Origin of the sequence: Cupriavidus sp. a3 (assembly GCF_051015765.1) — a bacterium.
In the GTDB taxonomy this organism is placed as follows: domain Bacteria; phylum Pseudomonadota; class Gammaproteobacteria; order Burkholderiales; family Burkholderiaceae; genus Cupriavidus; species Cupriavidus oxalaticus_A.
This window is the reverse complement of sequence record NZ_CP170644.1, coordinates 894,311-912,386: the sequence shown is the minus strand read 5'-3', so window position 1 is coordinate 912,386 and position 18,076 is coordinate 894,311. Positions and strand designations below refer to the sequence as shown.

10 protein-coding genes and 1 pseudogene are annotated in these 18,076 nt (G+C 69.6%); 6 read left to right on the top strand and 5 right to left on the bottom strand.

Annotated features, from left to right (window positions below):
• Positions 1 to 29 precede the first annotated feature (29 nt).
• The 3 genes from ACAD63_RS26025 to treY all read left to right on the top strand — a co-directional run bounded on the left by ACAD63_RS26025 (position 30) and on the right by treY (position 7,482).
• A complete protein-coding gene (locus ACAD63_RS26025) occupies positions 30 to 2,573 on the top strand; it encodes a glycogen/starch/alpha-glucan phosphorylase (RefSeq protein WP_135702844.1) in 2,544 nt (847 codons plus the stop codon).
• 239 nt (positions 2,574 to 2,812) lie between these two features.
• Complete coding sequence (treZ, locus tag ACAD63_RS26020; RefSeq protein ID WP_195427828.1) at positions 2,813 to 4,810, top strand: malto-oligosyltrehalose trehalohydrolase; 1,998 nt, start codon at positions 2,813 to 2,815, stop codon at positions 4,808 to 4,810.
• Positions 4,810 to 7,482 (top strand): malto-oligosyltrehalose synthase, encoded by a 2,673-nt coding sequence (gene treY / locus ACAD63_RS26015; RefSeq protein WP_434034573.1) that lies wholly within the window; start codon positions 4,810 to 4,812, stop codon positions 7,480 to 7,482. The genes treZ and treY overlap by 1 nt, the downstream gene beginning before the upstream one ends.
• A 182-nt stretch (positions 7,483 to 7,664) precedes the next feature.
• On the opposite strand, the pseudogene ACAD63_RS26010 reads toward treY, so the two are convergent.
• Positions 7,665 to 8,189, bottom strand: a pseudogene (locus ACAD63_RS26010) (malto-oligosyltrehalose synthase); the annotation flags it as partial.
• Positions 8,190 to 8,681: 492 nt separating this feature from the next.
• Between ACAD63_RS26010 and ACAD63_RS26005 the strand changes: the two are divergent.
• From ACAD63_RS26005 to ACAD63_RS25995, 3 genes are read left to right on the top strand one after another with little or no spacing between them, the layout of a single operon-like run.
• Positions 8,682 to 9,053 carry a BON domain-containing protein gene (locus ACAD63_RS26005; protein ID WP_133094494.1) on the top strand — a complete coding sequence of 124 codons (372 nt, stop codon included), beginning with the start codon at positions 8,682 to 8,684 and terminating at the stop codon, positions 9,051 to 9,053.
• Positions 9,054 to 9,088: 35 nt separating this feature from the next.
• Positions 9,089 to 9,322, top strand: a complete 234-nt coding sequence (locus ACAD63_RS26000; protein ID WP_133094493.1) for a hypothetical protein — start codon at positions 9,089 to 9,091, stop codon at positions 9,320 to 9,322.
• A 52-nt stretch (positions 9,323 to 9,374) separates the two neighbouring features.
• Complete coding sequence (locus ACAD63_RS25995) at positions 9,375 to 9,764, top strand: hypothetical protein (RefSeq protein ID WP_133094492.1); 390 nt, start codon at positions 9,375 to 9,377, stop codon at positions 9,762 to 9,764.
• Between the two features lie 64 nt (positions 9,765 to 9,828).
• On the opposite strand, the gene ACAD63_RS25990 is transcribed toward ACAD63_RS25995, so the two are convergent.
• The 4 genes from ACAD63_RS25990 to uvrA all read right to left on the bottom strand — a co-directional run bounded on the left by ACAD63_RS25990 (position 9,829) and on the right by uvrA (position 17,966).
• Entirely contained in the window at positions 9,829 to 10,560 is a 732-nt protein-coding gene (locus ACAD63_RS25990) for a BON domain-containing protein (RefSeq protein ID WP_135702847.1), read from the bottom strand.
• Positions 10,561 to 10,602: 42 nt separating this feature from the next.
• The gene (locus ACAD63_RS25985; protein ID WP_434034572.1) at positions 10,603 to 11,496 is read right to left on the bottom strand and encodes an endonuclease/exonuclease/phosphatase family protein; all 894 of its coding nucleotides are present in this window, start codon (positions 11,494 to 11,496) and stop codon (positions 10,603 to 10,605) included.
• A gap of 111 nt (positions 11,497 to 11,607) precedes the next feature.
• On the bottom strand, positions 11,608 to 11,961 hold the full coding sequence (locus ACAD63_RS25980) for an endonuclease (protein ID WP_133094489.1): 354 nt from the start codon (positions 11,959 to 11,961) through the stop codon (positions 11,608 to 11,610).
• Positions 11,962 to 12,068: 107 nt separating this feature from the next.
• Positions 12,069 to 17,966: an excinuclease ABC subunit UvrA gene (uvrA, locus tag ACAD63_RS25975; protein ID WP_195427832.1), complete on the bottom strand. Its 5,898-nt coding sequence runs from the start codon at positions 17,964 to 17,966 to the stop codon at positions 12,069 to 12,071.
• Positions 17,967 to 18,076 lie beyond the last annotated feature (110 nt).

Below are 18,076 nucleotides of genomic sequence, written 5' to 3'. Positions count from 1 at the left end.
ACCCACCAGCATGCGCAGGAGGTTCCGCCATGAAGGAAGTGATCCGGCCCGAGCACGCCGACGACACCCGTACCGCCCTGTCCGGCGCCAGCCTGCGCCGCGCGTTCCTGGACCACGTGTTCCATACCCAGGGCAAGCTGCCCGGCCACGCCAGCCAGAACGACCTCTACCAAGCCGCGGCGCATACCGTGCGCGACCGCCTGGTGCAGCGCTGGATCAGCACCGCCGAAGCCTACCTGGGCCAGCCTTCGCGCACTGTGGCCTACCTGTCGGCCGAGTTCCTGATGGGCCCGCACCTGGGCAACAACCTGATCAACCTCGGCATCTTCGACGAAGTGCACGAGGCCATGGCGGCGGCCGGGCTCGACCTCGACCGCATCCTGGAGCAGGAAGTCGAGCCGGGCCTGGGCAACGGCGGCCTGGGCCGTCTGGCGGCGTGCTTCATGGATTCGCTGGCGACGCTGGAGATCCCGGCGCTGGGCTACGGCATCCGTTACGAATACGGCATTTTCCAGCAAACCATCATGGACGGCATGCAGGTGGAGAAGACCGATACCTGGCTGCGCAACGGCAACCCGTGGGAGATCCAGCGCTCCGAATGGGCGGTGCAGGTGCGCCTGGGCGGCCACACCGAGCACTACACCGACGACCGCGGCCACTACCGCGTGCGCTGGGTGCCGGCCAAGACCGTGGCCGGCGTGCCCTTCGATTCGCCGATCCTGGGCTACCGCGTCAATACCGTGAACACGCTGCGGCTGTGGCGCGCCGATGCCACCGAGGCCTTCGACTTCCATACCTTCAACCGCGGCGACTACCTCGGCGCGGTGAGCAAGAAGGTGACGTCGGAGAACCTGACCAAGGTGCTCTACCCCAACGACGAAACCGCGCAGGGCAAGGAGTTGCGGCTGGAGCAGCAGTACTTCTTTGTCGCCTGCTCGCTGCAGGACATGCTGCGGCTGCTGGCTGTCGACGGCATCCCGGTGACGCGCTTCCACGAGAAGTTCGCGGTGCAGCTGAACGACACGCACCCGGCGGTAGGCATCGCGGAACTGATGCGGCTGCTGGTCGACGAGAACGACCTGCCCTGGAACCAGGCGTGGGACATCACCCAGCGTGCCTTCGCCTACACCAACCACACGCTGCTGCCCGAGGCGCTGGAGCGCTGGCCGCTGCCGCTGTTCCAACGCGTGCTGCCGCGCCACCTGGAAATCATCCTGGAGATCAACGCGCGCTTCCTGGACGAGGTGCGCATCCGCTTCTACGGCGACGAATCGCGGCTGTCGCGGCTGTCGCTGATCGACGAGCACGGCGAGCGCAATGTGCGCATGGCCAACCTGGCGTGCGTCGGCAGCCATGCCATCAACGGCGTGGCCGAGCTGCACTCGCGGCTGATGCGCGAGGACGTGCTCAAGGATTTCTACGCGATGTGGCCGGAGAAATTCACCAGCATCACCAACGGCGTCACGCCGCGGCGCTGGCTTGCGCTGTCCAACCCGAGGCTGACGCGGCTGGTCACGGATGCGATCGGCGATGGCTGGATCTCCCACCTCGAACGCATCCGCGTGCTCGAGCCCTATGCCGACGACGCCGGCTTCCGCCGGCAATGGCAGGCGATGCGCCGCGCCAACAAGGAAGACCTGGCGCAGCTGATCCGCGACACCACCGGCGTGGTGGTGGACCCATCGTCGATGTTCGATGTGATGGTCAAGCGCATCCACGAATACAAGCGCCAGCACCTGGCGGTGCTGCACGTGATCGCGCTGTACCACCGCATCAAGTCCGACGCGCACGCCGAGATCCAGCCGCGCACCTTCCTGTTCGGCGGCAAGGCCGCGCCGGGCTACGAATACGCCAAGCTGATGATCCGCTTCATCACCTCGGTCGCCGACGTGATCAACCGCGACCCGCAGGTGCGCGACCGGCTCAAGGTGGTGTTCCTGCCCAACTTCAACGTCACCTTCGGCCAGCGCATCTACCCGGCTGCGGACCTGTCCGAGCAGATCTCGCTGGCGGGCAAGGAAGCCTCCGGCACCGGCAACATGAAGTTCGCGATGAACGGCGCGCTCAACATCGGCACCATGGATGGCGCCAATATCGAACTGCGCGAGGCCGTCGGCAACGACAACTTTTTCCCGTTCGGCCTGACCGCGCCCGACGTCTATGCGCTGCGCGCGAGCGGCTACGACCCGGCCGCCTACTATCACGGCGACCCGCAACTGCGCGCGGTGATCGACCTGGTGCAGCAGGGATTCTTCTCGCGCGGCGATCCGGCGCTGTTCCGCCCGCTGTTCGATCCGCAGGCGGGGCACGATCCCTACCTGCTGCTGGCGGACTTCGCTTCCTATGTCGAATGCCAGCAGATCGTCTCCGACGCCTACGCCGACCCGGATCGCTGGCAACGCATGTCGGTACTGTCGTGCGCGCGTTCGGGCCGTTTTTCGTCGGACCGTGCCATCCGCGAATACTGCGAGCGCATCTGGAACGTCGAGCCGGTACCGGTGCGGCTGCTGCACCGTGCCAGCGGCGCGCCGTGGCAGGTTGATCCGGGTGCCCAGGGGCCGCGCGCGGCATAGCCATGCAGGCGCAAGACGCGCGCGCAGTGTGCGGTATCGCATGCGCGGGGCGCCGCATGCCGGGCAGTACTTTCTACAATCGCCCTTGTAACAAAGCTTTCGGCCCGGCCGCCCGCCTGCCCGCGCGCCGCACCGCAAAAGCGCCGTTCTGCTGGCATGGAGTTCGCATTGCGCTAGGGCCGCCGCAAGGCAACTTCCAGTCCGCACACCCAGAAGCCAATCGATGGCAGGAGCCGAATTTGAACGCGAACCCGTTTCCACTGGCCCCGGGTGCCAGGTCCGCCCTGCCCAGCCTGGCCCCGCTCGACTGCTTTGCCGCGCCTTCTTCACGGGCCTTCTCCTCCAACGACGAACATGCGCAGGACTACCTGTTCGGACCGGCCTGGCTGCCCGACGGACGCGTGCGCTTCCGCCTGTGGGCGCCCGACGCGGCCGAGCAAGGCCATCCCGTGCGGCTGGAGATCGCGGGCCTGGGACCGGTCCATATGGCGGCGGGGCCCAACGGCTGGTTCGAGGCGATCGTGCCGTGCTGCGAGGGCGCGCGTTACTGGTTCCGGCTCGACGACGGCACCACGGTGCCCGACCCGGCCTCGCGCTGGCAGGCAGACGACGTGCACGGCCCGAGCATCGTGCCGGCGCGCGACGCCGGTGCCTCGTACGCCTGGACCTGCCCCGACTGGCGCGGCCGGCCGTGGCATGAAGCCATCATCTACGAAATGCACGTTGGCCTGTGCGGCGGCTTTGCGGGCGCCGCGCAGCAATTGCCGCGGCTGGCCGCGCTGGGCTTCACCGCCATCGAGCTGATGCCGGTGGCCGAGTTTCCCGGCGGACGCAACTGGGGCTATGACGGCGTGCTGCCGTTCGCGCCGGAGTCCGGCTATGGCACGCCGGACGAGCTGCGCGCGCTGGTCGACCGGGCGCACGCGCTCGGCCTGATGGTGCTGCTGGACGTGGTCTACAACCACTTCGGGCCTGAGGGCAACTACCTGCACCGCTATGCCAGCGCCTTCTTCCGCGCCGACCGGCGGACCCCGTGGGGCCCCGCCATCGATTTCCGGCGCCCGCAGGTACGGCGCTTCTTCACCGAGAATGCGCGCTACTGGCTGGAACAGTTCCGCTTTGACGGACTGCGGCTCGATGCGGTCCACGCCATCGAGGACGAAGGCTGGCTCGCGGCGCTGCCTGGCGAAGTGCGCAGCATGCTGACCGATGGCGCCGGCGGCGACCGCCACCTGCACCTGGTGCTGGAGAACGACGACAACGACGCCGCGCTGCTGGCGCAGGGCTTCGACGCGCAATGGAACGATGACGCCCACCATGCGCTGCATGTGCTGCTGACCAGCGAGGACGACGGCTACTATCGCGACTACGCCATGCCCGCCGGCACTGTCGCTGCGGTCGATGCACGCGAGCATGGCCAACCCGCGCTGCGCCACCTCGCACGCGTGCTGGCCGAAGGCTTCGCCTACCAGGGCGAGCCGTCGCAGCACCGTTCCGGCGGCGACACCGCCGCCGTCGCCAGCGCCGCCGTGTGCCGCGGCCAGCCCAGCGCGCATTTGCCGCCTACCGCTTTCGTCAGCTTTCTGCAGAACCACGACCAGGCCGGCAACCGCGCCTTCGGCGAACGGCTGACCAGCCTGGCCGACCCGCGTGCGCTGCGCGCCGCGGTGGCGCTGCAGCTGCTTTGCCCGCAGGTGCCGTTGGTGTTCATGGGCGAAGAGACCGGCGCGCGGCAGCCATTCTTCTACTTCACCAGCCATCCGCCGGAGTTGGCCAGGGCCGTGCGCGAGGGCCGCCGCCGCGAATTCGCCGCCAGCGCGGCCTTCGGCGACGAGGCGCGTGCCGCCGCCATCCCCGACCCCAACGACCCGGCCACATTTGAAGCGTCGCGGCCGTCACTGGCGGACGACGCCGACTGGGCCCCCTACTACCGCGAACTGCTGTCGATCCGGCGGCGCGAACTGCTGCACCGGCTGCCGGGCTGCCAGTCTGCCGGCGTCGATATCCTCGGCCCCGCGGCGCTGTGCGCGCGCTGGCGGCTGGTGGACGGCATGGAGCTGAGCCTGTGGCTGAACCTGGGCGACGAAGCGGTGCCCGCCACCCACTCCTGCCGCGACCAGCGCACGGCGCTGCACGAGAGCGCACCGGGCGCCGCCGCGGAACTGTCCGCCGGCATGCTGCCGCCGCTGGCCTGCGTCGCCACCCTGTGCGAGCCCGCCGCGGCGCGCCCAAGGTAATGCCTGACGCGGCAGCCACCGCGCCGGCACCCGCGCGCGGCCTGCCGCGCGCCACCGCCCGGCTGCAGCTGCATCCTGGCTTCACCTTCGCCGATGCCGCCGGCGTGGTCGACTACTACGCCGCGCTTGGGGTCAGCCACCTGTACTTGTCGCCGGTCTGCGAGGCCAGGCCCGGCTCCACGCACGGCTACGACGTCACCGACTTCACCCGCGTGCGCGCGGAACTGGGCGGCGAGGCGGGCCTGAAGGCGCTGGCGGCGCGCGCGCGCAGTGCCGGCCTCGGCCTTATCGCCGATATCGTGCCCAACCACATGGCGGCGGACTGCACCCACAACGGCTGGTGGCGCGACGTGCTGGCGCACGGACGCGCCAGCCCACATGCCGGCTGCTTCGATATCGACTGGACGCCGTGCGACCCGGCGCTGCATGGCAAGGTCCTGCTGCCGATCCTGGGGCAGTCGTACTGGGACACGGTCGTCGCCGGCGAACTGCGGTGGGTGCCGGCCAGCGGCGAACGGCCGGCACACGTACGCTACTTCGACCATGTGCTGCCGCTGGCGCCGGACAGCCTTGACGCGGAAGGCACCGCCAACGCCAACTGGTACGACACCACCCAGCCCGCCGGACGCACCCGGCTGCACGCGCTGCTGGAACGCCAGCACTACCGGCTGGCCTGGTGGCGCACCGCGGCCGCCTCGCTGAACTGGCGCCGCTTTTTCGAGATCAGCGACCTGGTGGGCGTGCGCGAGGAAGACCCGCAGGTCTTTGACGCGGTCCATGCACTGGTCTTCCGCCTGCTGCGCGAAGGCTGGATCGACGGCGTGCGCGTGGATCACGTCGACGGACTGGCCGATCCCGCCGGCTACTGCCGCCGGCTGCGCGCGGAGCTCGACCGGCACGCCGCGGCACGGCCGCCATTGCTGGCGCTGCAGCGCCCGTGGCTCGTGGTCGAGAAGATCCTTGGCAGCGGCGAGCGGCTGCCGCCGGACTGGCAGGTGGATGGCACCACGGGCTACGACTTCATGGACGACGTGGCCGCGGTGCTGCACGACGAGGCAGGCGAAGCCGCGCTGACCGCGCTGTGGGCGATGACCAGCGGCGACGCGCGCCCGTACGCCGCGCACGTACGCGAGGCCCGTTGCCTGGTGCTGCGGCGGCACCTCGTCACCGAATGCGCGGGCGTGACCGCGCGCCTGCACGCCAGCGCACAGCGCGAGCCGGGCACGCGCGACCTCACGCTGGCGGCCCTGCGGCATGCGCTGATGGCGCTGATGGCGGCCGTGCAGGTCTACCGCAGCTACTACGACGCGCAGCCGTCGGCGCGCGACGCCGCCGCCGCGCATGCCGATGACGCCATGGTCGATCAGGCCCTGCAGTCCGCGCGCGGCAGCCTGGCGCCGGACGAGGTGGTGGCGCTGGCATTCATCGCCGGCTGCCTGCGCACGCAGGCGGCACCGGACAGCGACACCGGCGTGCTGCGCCGCCGCCTGCAGCAGCTGATGCCGGCGCTGGCGGCCAAGGCGGGCGAGGACACCGCGTTCTACCGTTATGGCCGGCTGCTGTCGCGCAACGAGGTGGGCAGCGACCCGGCGCAACTGGCCATGCCGCCGGCGCAGTTCCACGCCCGCATGGCGGCGCGCCGGCTGGCCGGCCCGCATGCGATGCTGGCCACAGCGACGCATGACCACAAGCGCGGCGAGGACGCGCGCATGCGGCTGGCCGTGCTCAGCGAGCTGCCGGGCACTTTCGCCGACGCGGTTGCCGCGTGGGAGCGCGACTGCGCGTCACTGGTGGCCACGCTGCCGCGCGCGCCCGACGCGGCCGACCGGCTGATGCTGTACCAGGCGCTGGTCGGGGCATGGCCGATGGATCCGATAGACCATTCCGGCGACGGGGCGCCGGTACCCGAAGCGTTGCTCGCACGGATTTCCGCTTGGCAGGTCAAGGCCATCCGCGAAGCCAAGCGCCACGGCAACTGGACCTGCCCCGATGCCGAATACGAAGCGGCATGCGAGGCCTTCCTGCGCGGGATCGCGGCGGCGTGGCCGCAGGGCGTGCTGGCGCAGATCGGCCGCTTCGCCGGGCGCATTGCCACCGCCGGCGCCGTGAACAGCCTGGCGCAGGTGCTGGTGCAGCTGACCGCCCCCGGCATTCCCGACCGCTACCAGGGCACCGAAGGCTGGGACCTGAGCCTGGTCGATCCGGACAACCGCCGCGCGCCGGACTACGTCCGGCTGCAGGCACGGCTGGCGTGCGGCGCGGGCTGGGCGCACTGGCTGGCACACTGGCACGACGGCAGGCTCAAGCAGCAGCTGGTGCGCCATGTGCTCGCGGCACGCGCCGCCGACCCCGCGCTGTTTGCCGACGGCCAGTACAGCATGCTGGCCGCGCAGGGCGCGCTGGCGCAGCAGGTGCTGGCGTTTGCGCGCAGCACCGACTCGCGCCAGGCCATCACCGTGGTCACGCGGCTGTCGGCGGCGCGGGTCGACCCGGCCGTTCCGCGCATTCCGCCGGCGTGCTGGGGTGACACCACGCTGAACCTTGGCGCGCCGCAGCCCGGCCGCTGGATCGACGCACTGACGGGTCACCGGCTCGATGCGCCCGCCGGGCGCCTGCGCCTGCGCGACGTGCTGGGCGGGCTGCCGGTAGCACTGCTGCTGCGCGAGCCCTGACGCGCGCGTCACAAGCGCGGCAATTGCGGAATCGGGGCTCGCGAAGCGAGCGGGGTCAGCGGCGGGCGCGGGGCGCCCGGCGCCGCATAGGGTCCTGGCAGTTCCTTCGGTCCATGCGGACCCTGCAGCCCGTGCGGCTCATGCGGGACCGCCTGGCCATGATGGAAGGGCTCGGCCCCGGCGGGCGGATCGCGCTGGGCCTGGCTGGGCGAGGCGCTGCGGTCCTGCGGCAGGTAGGGCCGGATCACGACGGCGACGTAGTCGTCTTCCTTCGGCGTCACCACGATATAGGCAAGGCCGGACATGACCAGCCCCACTTCGCCCAGTTCGGTGGCAATGCGCGCCACGATAAAGCGCTGCAGCAGCATCGGGTTGACGCTGTCGTCGATCGCAAGTGCCGCAGTGCAGATGGTCAGGAAGCAGCGCTCGACTTCGCGGCAGACCACCACCACTTCATCCAGCGCATAGCCGGAATGGCTGGCACGCACCAGCACCGAGACGCCGGAACTGGGCGCGGCGCGGTGCCAGCCGGGCTTGATCTTGAAACTGGGGAGCGTCAACCCCGAGCCCGTATCCTGCGCGACTGTATTGAAGCGCTGGGCGAAGTCCAGCGGAGTGATCGCGAGCAGCTGGCGTTCGACCGGCGCCGAGGAGACCGACACCGAAGAGGCCAGGACAACGGTGGACAGGATGCTGGCGAAATTCATTTCTACCCTCGCAACAGGATGTGCCGCTCCCCCCGGCCGGCTGCGCTGATGGGCCCGTCGGCATGCGGCAAACGAGGACTGCCGCGGCGTGGGGCCGGCGTGGCGGGTTGTGCTCGGCGGCACATGCCGTACGCCAGTTCTGGCCAGCATTGCTTTCACTATAGACAGGTCCGCACGCAAGCACACGGCACCACGCAAGCGGCGCGCCACCTGTCGCGGTGCCTCCGCCGCGGGCGGCCCCGACGGCACCACCCCGACGGCACCATTTACGCCCGCCAGTGGGACGCATGCACTTTCTGCAGCTACTGTAAAAAGTACGGCGCGCGCCGTCGGCGAAACGCCGCCGCATGGTCCGCCGCGCTGCGGCGCAACGCGCACAACCAGCCCTTACGGCCGGCGGGAACGGAGCTTGCAGGTCTTTGGGGGCAGGTGCGGGCAACGTTGCGCAGCCCGCCGCTCATGCAGTACGGTGCGCCGTACAGGAGGATCGCCATGAAATTACGTACTCGCTCCCGCATTCGCCGCCTGGCGCTGCCGCTGGCGGTACTGATTATGGCAGTTGCGCCGGCGGCGCCAGCCGCACCCGCCGATGCGCCAGCGGCTCCATCCTCGACGGGCCGCACCGCCGCGCCGCGCGACACCGAAATCGCCAGCGACCGTGCCATTACCTCGGAAGTCCGTGCGCGCCTGGCGAACGCCCGCACGCTGGACCCGGCGAAGATCCGCGTGTCCACCATGGACGGCGTCGTCAAGCTTGAAGGCTCGGTGCGGGACGACAAGCAGCGCGTCATGGCCATGGAACTGGCGCGCTCGGTGCGCGGCGTGACCGCGGTATCCGACGAACTGCGTGCCGGTACGGACTGACGACGCAGATACGTGAAATTGCCCCTGGAGACACCATGAGCACCCATCGCCAACCCGACCATGACACCACCCGGCGCCGCAGCGAGCCGCGGCCGGACCCGCACAAGGGCGGGCCCGACACCGAGCATGAGCGCGGCAAGCCGGGACGCGACCGCCGCCACGACGTCGAGCGCGAGCACGACATTCCCGACGAGAACGGCGTGCCGCCTTCGGTCAGGCGCCGCAGCGGCAATCCGGAGGAAAGCGAACCCCCGGTGGAGAACACCTGACGGCTGCCGGGAAGCCACACCGGACCGCACAGGAGAGACTAAAGGAGAAAGCATGAGCAAGACCGTACGTACCGGCGCCCGCCACAGGGACCGTGTCGGCAGCACCAGCGGCACGCGGCGCGACGGCGCGCAAGCTTCCGCCGGCGGCGGCCGCCCGCGCGACAAGACCGCGACGGGCGCCGCGCGGGCGCAGGCCGGCAATATCCCGAGCACGCTGGACCCTGATCTCGAGCAAGAGCCCAGCGACATCGAGAGCGAGATCGAGCAGCGCGACGAAGACGCGCACATGCCGCCGGAAGACGAAATCCCGGAAGAAGAGATTGCCGACGAAGTGGTGCGCGCGGCCGAAGGCCTGCCGGCCGAGGTGCCGGTCGACAAGGCCGACCGTACCGACGACCGCGAAGAGCACCCGCCGAACCCGCCCCGGGTCAACAAGGACTGAAGCGCAGGGCAGGAAAAAGGGCGGCCTTGCCGCCCTTGCCATTCTCCCGAGCTCTCCCCCGCCCCTACTCGGAAGCCAGCAACCCGTAGCGCTGCACGCGGATGTGGTTGATCACGTCCTGCACGCCGAACACGCGCTCCGCAATGTCCTCGATATCGTACTTGGTGCGGCGGTCGTTGACCTTGCCTTCCAGCGTCACCACGCCCTCCTGCACGCGGACTTCGACATCGCTGACATCGAGTTCGTCATCGCGCGCCAGCCGGTTGCAGACATCGTCGTGGATGCGGTCGTCGTCGCGCCGGTAGTTGCGTGGGCCGGCGGGACGGCGCTGCGTGGGGGCGTCCCACTCGTCGCCAAGGTCGCCAAGGTCGCCATAGCCGCGCGCCTCGCGCTCATAGCGCTCGTCCTGCCAGCGCCGGTAGCCATAGCGCTCTGGCTCGCCATAGCCGCCATCGCGCTCATTGCGCTGGTAGCGGCCTCGGCCCGCGCCCGCCGGACTACGCCGCGACCATTCGTCCTCGTAGCGGGCGTCGTCGCCGCCACGGCTGGCATAAGTACGCTCGGCCGGCCAGCGCCATTCCTCGACGTACAGTCCATACCACTCTTCGTCGCCTGGCGTTACGTCCTGGGTCTGGTCGCGGGGAAGACGCTCCGCGGCATTGCCATAGCGGCCGCCGCTGAGTTCTCGCTGGCGCCGGTTGCGCGACTCGGCCGGAATGCCGCTGTAGCCCTGTTCGTTGCCGCCATATTGCTTGTCGGGGCGCCTGCGCAGGTAGTTGTCGTCGCTCTGTCTCATCGTCGTGCTCCTATGTTTGCCGGATGTTTGGCCTCTGTTTGCCTATGCTTCGGCACGGATCTCCGGGCCCGCGGCGGCCGAAGGTGCTTCTGCCAACGGCACTTCGAAGCAGGCCAGCAACGGCAGGTGGTCCGAGGCAACGCGCGCCAGCGGCGAGCGGTGGCTGGCCACCGAGACCAGGTGCGCGCGCGGCGAGACCCAGATCCGGTCCAGCGCGAATATCGGCATGCGCGAAGGAAACGTCGCCGTGTGCGGGGTATGTTCGAAATACGCGTGCAGCCAGCGCAGCGGGCGCCCCCACAAGAACCACTCGTTGACGTCGCCCAGCAGGATGGTGGGCAACGGCGGCGCCGCGGCCACGTAGTTCAGCAATTGCTGCACCTGGTGGCGCCGTTCGCCGGGGCGCAGGCCCAGGTGCGTGGCAATGACGCGCAGCGCGCTGGCGTGCCCCGATGCGGTACAGGCAAGCGTGACGTCGATCGCGCCGCGCGCCTCGCAGCCCTTCACCGTGAGGTCGATCTGGTTGACCGCCTGCGGCGCAAAGCGCGTCAGCAGCGCATTGCCGAAATCCGCATTGCCGCGCACGCGGGTAAAGCCCGACACCACGTGCATGCCGGTGTGCCCGGCCAGGTATTCGAGCGTGTGGTCGTTGCTGCTGCCCGACTCGACTTCCTGCAGCGCGACGATATCGGCGCCCAGTTCTTCCAGCACCGCGGCGATCCGGTCGGGCCGGTAACGGCGGTCGGTACCGACGGCGCGATGGATGTTGTAGCTGACCACCGTCATGCGCGCGAGCCCGGCGGACCGAATGGGTCCGCAGTTCAGCGCCTGGCTGGCATACGGCACGCTGAACTGGTCGTTGGCCGCTTGCGCGCTGTGGAGTCCGTGCGCTTGCGCAGGAATTACAAGAGGCGGTAAGTCCGGTTGCATTCGCATTTTGCCGCGCGCCTTCCCCGCTGGAAAGGCTGGAAAGGCCGCTGCCGGCGCGGCATGATGCCGCGCACCTGGCAAGCGGCCGTTGCGAAAATCGCAGTCAGGCGATCAACATCAGGCACCGTCCAGGAACTGGCTGCGCGGGCCAAGGCGGCGGCCCAGTTCCGGGCTGACCCAGCGCGTCCCTTCCATGTACGGATCAGCCGTGCGCTGCACAGGCGCGGTGGTCATGCCAGGTTGCGCCGGCACGGTAGAAGGCTGGGCCTCGGGCGCGGGCGCGAGGTCCTGGCGCGTGGGAGCGTTGGCGCCCTGCGTGTATGGATCGAACTTGTCGGTGCTGCGTGCGCCCTGCGAATAAGGATCATAGGTGCCGCGCGGCGTGCCAGGCGTCATCTGCGCCATGGCGGGAATCGCAGCGGCGGCGAGCGCGATGGCGGCGAGGAGCCGGCTGGGTCGGATATGCTTCATGGTTACCTCCGTTCAGGGCGCGATGTGCGCGCCAGCAACCATGAGCAAGCGAAAGGCGTGCCTGTGCCGTGTGGCCCTGGCTACGCCGCTCGCCTGCGGCAAGGAGCTCAGGCCATGCTGACCTTGCCTGGCGCGCCGGCCTGCTCCGTCTCCGCCTTGCCGCGCGCCAGCACCGGCACCAGCGCCGCGCCGGTATGGCTGGCCTGGATCCGCGCCAGCGACTCCGGATCGGCCGCGCCGACGATGGTGCCGCCGCCCGCGCCGCCTTCCGGTCCCAGGTCGATGATCCAGTCGGCCTCGGCGATCACGTCGAGGTCATGCTCGATCACCACCACGCTGTGGCCGCCGTCGGTGAGGCGATGCAGCACGCGGATCAGGCGCGCCACGTCGGCCATGTGCAGGCCGACGGTAGGCTCGTCCAGCACGTACAGCGTGTGCGGCGCCTTCTGGCCGCGGCGGGTGATGTCGTCGCGCACCTTGCTCAGTTCGGTGACCAGCTTGATGCGCTGCGCCTCGCCGCCGGACAGCGTCGGCGATGGCTGGCCCAGTGTCAGGTAGCCCAGCCCCACGTCCTTCATCAGCTGCAGCGGGTGCGCAATATTGGACATCGATGCAAAAAATTCCACTGCCTCATCGATCTCCATGGTCAGCACGTCGCCGATGTTCTTGCCGCGCCAGGTGACGGCGAGCGTCTCGGGATTGAAGCGCTGTCCGTGGCAGACGTCGCATGGCACTTTCACGTCCGGCAGGAAGCTCATGCCGATGGTGCGCACGCCCTGCCCTTCGCACGCGGGACAGCGGCCATCGCCGGTGTTGAAAGAGAAGCGCGACGCGGTATAGCCGCGCGCACGCGCCTCGAGCGTATCGGCGAACAGCCGTCGGATCGTGTCCCATACGCCGATGTACGTCGCCGGGCAGGAACGCGGGGTCTTGCCGATCGGGGTCTGGTCGACTTCGAGCACGCGGTCGATCGATTCCCAGCCGGTGATGGCCTCGCAGCCATACCAGTCGTGTTCGACCTTGAGCGGCTTCCTTGCCGTCGACTTGCTCGTCCTGGCCTCTTCCCTGGCCGCATTGCGCGCGCGGCGCGTGGCCGGCGACGACAGCACCGAGCGGCCCACCGCATCGAGCAGGTTCGTCATCAGCACGTCGCGCGCCAGCGTCGACTTGCCCGAGCCTGACACGCCGGTGATCGCCACCAGCCGCGACAGCGGGATGCGCGCGTTCACGTTGCGCAGGTTGTGCAGCGAAGCGCCGTGCACTGTCAGCCATTCGGCCGGGTCGGCCGGCTTGCCGGCCGCGCCCGGCTGCACCGGGCGGCGCGCCTGCAGCGGGTGGATGATCGGCTGTGCCAGGAACTGGCCGGTGGTGGAAGCCGGCGCCGCGGCAAGCTCCGCCACGCCGCCCTGCGCCACCAGCGTGCCGCCGCGCTTGCCCGCGCCGGGGCCGATGTCGATGATGTGGTCGGCGCGGCGGATGGTGTCTTCGTCATGCTCGACCACCACCAGCGTATTGCCCTTGTCGCCCAGCTTGCGCAGCGCATCGAGCAGGATCTGGTTGTCGCGCGGGTGCAGGCCGATGGTGGGCTCGTCCAGCACGTAGCACACGCCCTGCAGGTTGCTGCCGAGCTGCGCCGCGAGCCGGATGCGCTGCGCCTCGCCGCCGGACAGGCTGGGCGCGGCGCGGTCCAGGCTCAGGTAGCCCAGGCCCACTTCCTCCAGGAACTGCAGGCGGCTGCCGATCTCGCTGACCACGTCGCGCGCGATCTCGGCGTCGCGGCCGGCCAGGCGCAGGCCGTCGACCCAGCGGCGCGTATCGGACACGGTCCATTGCGCCACGTCGACGATGGCCTGCGTGTCGAACGTGACCGCGCGCGCCACCGGGTTCAGGCGCGTGCCATGGCAGTCGGGGCACGGCGCTTCGCCTACGCCTTCCGGTTCCAGCTCCTCCGATGGCAGGCTCTGCTCGCGGCCGCGGTTGTCGTCGGCCAGCACGGTATCGTCGAACGCCGCGCGCTGCTCGCGCGTCAGCGCCAGGCCGGTGCCCACGCAGCTGCCGCACCAGCCGTGCTTGCTGTTGTACGAGAACATGCGCGGGTCGAGTTCCGGATAGCTGGTGCCGCACTCGGGGCAGGCGCGCTTGGTCGAGAACACCTTGACCTCGCCCACGTGCGCGGTGCCGCCGTTGGTCATGGCGTGGCCCAGCCCGTCGAGCGGCGCCAGCAGGTGCATCACGCCCTTGCCCGCTTCCAGGGCCTGCGCCAGCAGTGCGCGCAGTTGCGGCTCGTGCTCCGGCGTGATGACCAGGTCGCCGACCGGCAGCTCGATGGTGTGCTCGCGGAAACGGTCCAGGCGCGGCCACGGATCGACCGGCAGGAACTCGCCATCGACGCGCAGGTGCGTATTGCCGCGCGCCTTGGCCCATTTCGCCAGGTCGGTATAGACGCCCTTGCGGTTGACCACCAGCGGCGCGAGGAAACCAACGTGCTCGCCGCGATGGTCGCGCAGCAACTGCGCGGCGATCGATTCCGGGCTCTGCGACGTCACCGGCGCGCCGTCATGCACGCAGTGCTGGATGCCCAGCTTTACGTACAGCAGGCGCAGGAAGTGCCAGACTTCCGACGTGGTCGCCACCGTGCTCTTGCGGCCGCCGCGCGACAGGCGCTGCTCGATCGCGACGGTGGGCGGGATGCCATAGACCGCATCGACCTCCGGCCGGCCCGCCGGCTGCACGATCGAGCGCGCATAGGCGTTGAGCGATTCCAGGTAGCGGCGCTGGCCTTCGTGGAACAGGATGTCGAACGCCAGCGTCGACTTGCCCGACCCGGACACGCCGGTGACGACGTTGAACTTGCCGTGCGGGATATCGACGTTGAGCGACTTCAGGTTGTGCTCGTGCGCGTTGACGATGCGCACCACGTCCTCGCCCTCGATCTCGCGGCGCGCGCGGCGGGCCTGCAAGACCGCCTGCAGCGGCACGCCTTCGGACTCGGTGCCGGCGGCACGTTCCGCGGCCAGCATGCCGGCTTCGCCGAGCGCGGCGTCATAGTGGATCAGCGCCTGGCCGGTATGCGACTCGGCGCAGCCTTTCACGTCTTCCGGCGTGCCGGTGCAGACTACCCGGCCGCCGGCATCGCCACCTTCGGGACCCAGGTCGACCAGCCAGTCGGCGGCGCGGATCACGTCGAGGTTGTGCTCGATCACGATCAGCGAATGGCCGCTGTCGAGCAGCTTGCCGAAGGCCAGCATCAGCTTGGCGATATCGTCGAAGTGCAAACCCGTGGTCGGCTCGTCGAACATGAACAGGCGGCGCGGCAGCGTGTTGCCGCGCGTGCGCGACGGCGTGGCCTGCGCGGCTTCGGCAAGGAAGCCGGCCAGCTTCAGGCGCTGCGCCTCGCCGCCCGACAGCGTCGGCACGGGCTGGCCCAGCTTCATGTATTCGAGCCCGACATCGACAATGGGCTGCAGCACGCGCAGCACCGCGGCATCGCCGGCAAAGTAGGACGCAGCTTCGCTGACGGTCAGCTCCAGCACGTCGGCGATGCTGAGCGCGCGCGGCGGCTGCCCGGCGATGGCGCGCTCGATCTTCACCTCCAGCACTTCGGGGCGATAGCGGGTGCCGTCGCAGTCCGGGCAGCGCAGGTAGACGTCGCTGAGGAACTGCATCTCGACGTGCTCGAAGCCCGAGCCGCCGCAGGTCGGGCAGCGCCCGTCGCCGGAGTTGAAGCTGAAGGTGCCCGCGGTATAGCTGCGCTGCAGCGCCATCGGCGCCCTGGCGAAGATCTTGCGGATCTCGTCGAACGCGCCGACATAGCTGGCCGGGTTGGAGCGCGCGGTCTTGCCGATCGGCGACTGGTCGACGAAGACCACGTCATCGACCAGGTCCGCGCCGCTCAGCTTGCGGTACGCCCCCGGCGCTTCCGTCGCCTTGCCGAAATGCCGAGCCATCGCCGGATGCAGCACGTCCTGCAGCAGCGTGGACTTGCCCGAGCCGGACACGCCGGTCACGCACACCAGCCGCTGCAGCGGGATCTCGACGGTGACGTCCTGCAGGTTGTGCTCGGTCGCGCCTTCCAGCACGATGCGCGGCAGCGCGTGGTCGACGGGGCGGCGTTGCCAGTGCGAGGCATCGGCCACGCGGCGGCGCCCGCCGAGATAGGCACCGGTCAGCGTGTCGGCATTGCGGATATCGGACGGCGTGCCGTCGAAAATGATATTGCCGCCGCGCTCGCCCGGGCCGGGGCCCATGTCGATCAGGCGGTCCGCGGCGAGCATCACCGACGGATCGTGCTCCACCACCACCAGCGTGTTGCCCGCGTCGCGCAGCCGGTGCATGGCCTCGACGATGCGGTTCAGGTCGCGCGGGTGCAGGCCGATGCTGGGCTCGTCCAGCACGAACAACGTGTTGACCAGCGAGGTGCCGAGTGCGGTGGTCAGGTTGATGCGCTGCACTTCGCCGCCGGACAGCGTGCGGCTCTGGCGGTCCAGCGTCAGGTAGCCAAGGCCGACGTCGCACAGGTACTTCAGCCGCGTGCGCACCTCGGCCAGCAGCAGCTTGAGCGCGTCGTCCAGCATCGCGCTGGGCAGCGTCAGCGCGTCGAAGAAGCGGCGGATGCGCTCGATCGGCAGCAGCATCAGGTCGTGCACGGTCAGGCCAGGCAGCGCTTCGAGCTGCGTTCGGTCCCAGTCCACGCCGCGCGGCAAGAAGCGGCGTCCGGCCGCCAGCACGGCGTCGGCATTGTCCTTCGAGCCCAGGCGCCACAGCAGCGACTCGGTTTTCAGGCGCGCGCCGCCGCAGGTTTCGCACGGGGTGTAGCTGCGGTACTTGGAGAGCAGCACCCGGATGTGCATCTTGTACGCCTTCGACTCCAGGTAGCTGAAGAACCGCATCACGCCGTACCACTGCTTGTTCCACTGGCCGTTCCAGTCGGGCGAGCCATGGACAACCCAGTGGCGCTCGGCCTCGGTCATGTCGGCCCAGGGCGTGTCGCGCGGGATGCCGGCCTTGCCGGCGTAGCGCATCAGGTCGTCCTGGCATTCTTTCCAGGCAGGGGTCTGCATCGGCTTGATCGCGCCTTCGCGCAGCGACTTGCGCGCATCGGGGATGACCAGCCCTAGGTCGACCCCGATCACGCGGCCGAAGCCCCGGCAGGTTTCGCAGGCACCGTAGGCGGAGTTGAACGAGAACAGCGCGGGTTGCGGGTCGGCATAGCGCAGGTCGCTGTCCGGGCTATGCAGGCCGGTGGAGAAGCGCCACACGGGGCCGTCGCGGCCATCGGTCCCATCGGCCAGCACATAGATGTTGACGCGTCCGCCGCCGCGCTTGAGCGAGGCTTCGATCGCCTCCACCACGCGCACTTTTTCGGCATTGCCGATGCGGAAGCGGTCAGCCACCACGTCGAGCAGCTTGCGCGCACCGGTGGGAGACTGCACCACACGCTGCGCCTGCACGCGCGTGTAGCCGCTGACGGAGAGCCACTGCTGGACCTCTTCGTCGGTGGTCGATTCCGGCAGCTCCACCGGGAACGTCACCACCAGCCGCGCATCGTGGTGCGGCTGCCCTTGCGCCGTGCGCGCCAGCAGCTCGGCGTAGATCGTCTCCGGCGTGTCATGGCGCACCGGCTGCGCGGTCTGCTTGTCGAACAGCTCCGCCGCGCGCGCGTACAGCAGCTTCAGGTGGTCGTTCAGCTCCGTCATCGTGCCGACCGTCGAGCGCGAGCTGCGCACCGGGTTGGTCTGGTCGATGGCGATCGCCGGCGGCACGCCGTCGACGCGCTCCACCTGCGGGCGGTCCATCCGGTCCAGGAACTGGCGCGCGTAGGCGCTGAAGGTCTCGACGTAGCGGCGCTGGCCCTCGGCATAGAGCGTGTCGAACACCAGGCTGGACTTGCCCGATCCCGACGGTCCGGTGACCACGGTCATCTCGCCGGGGCGCAGGTCGAGATCGACATCCTTGAGGTTGTGCTGGCGGGCGCCGCGAATGCGAATCAGCTGCTTGCTCGACACGATTTTTTCTTTCGGATCAATGCGTTAAAGGAGGGACAGGCGTGAACGAGGGGTGCCCAGGGGCCAGGCAGGCCTGGAGCAAAACCACCATAGCACAGGGCCTGGGCAGG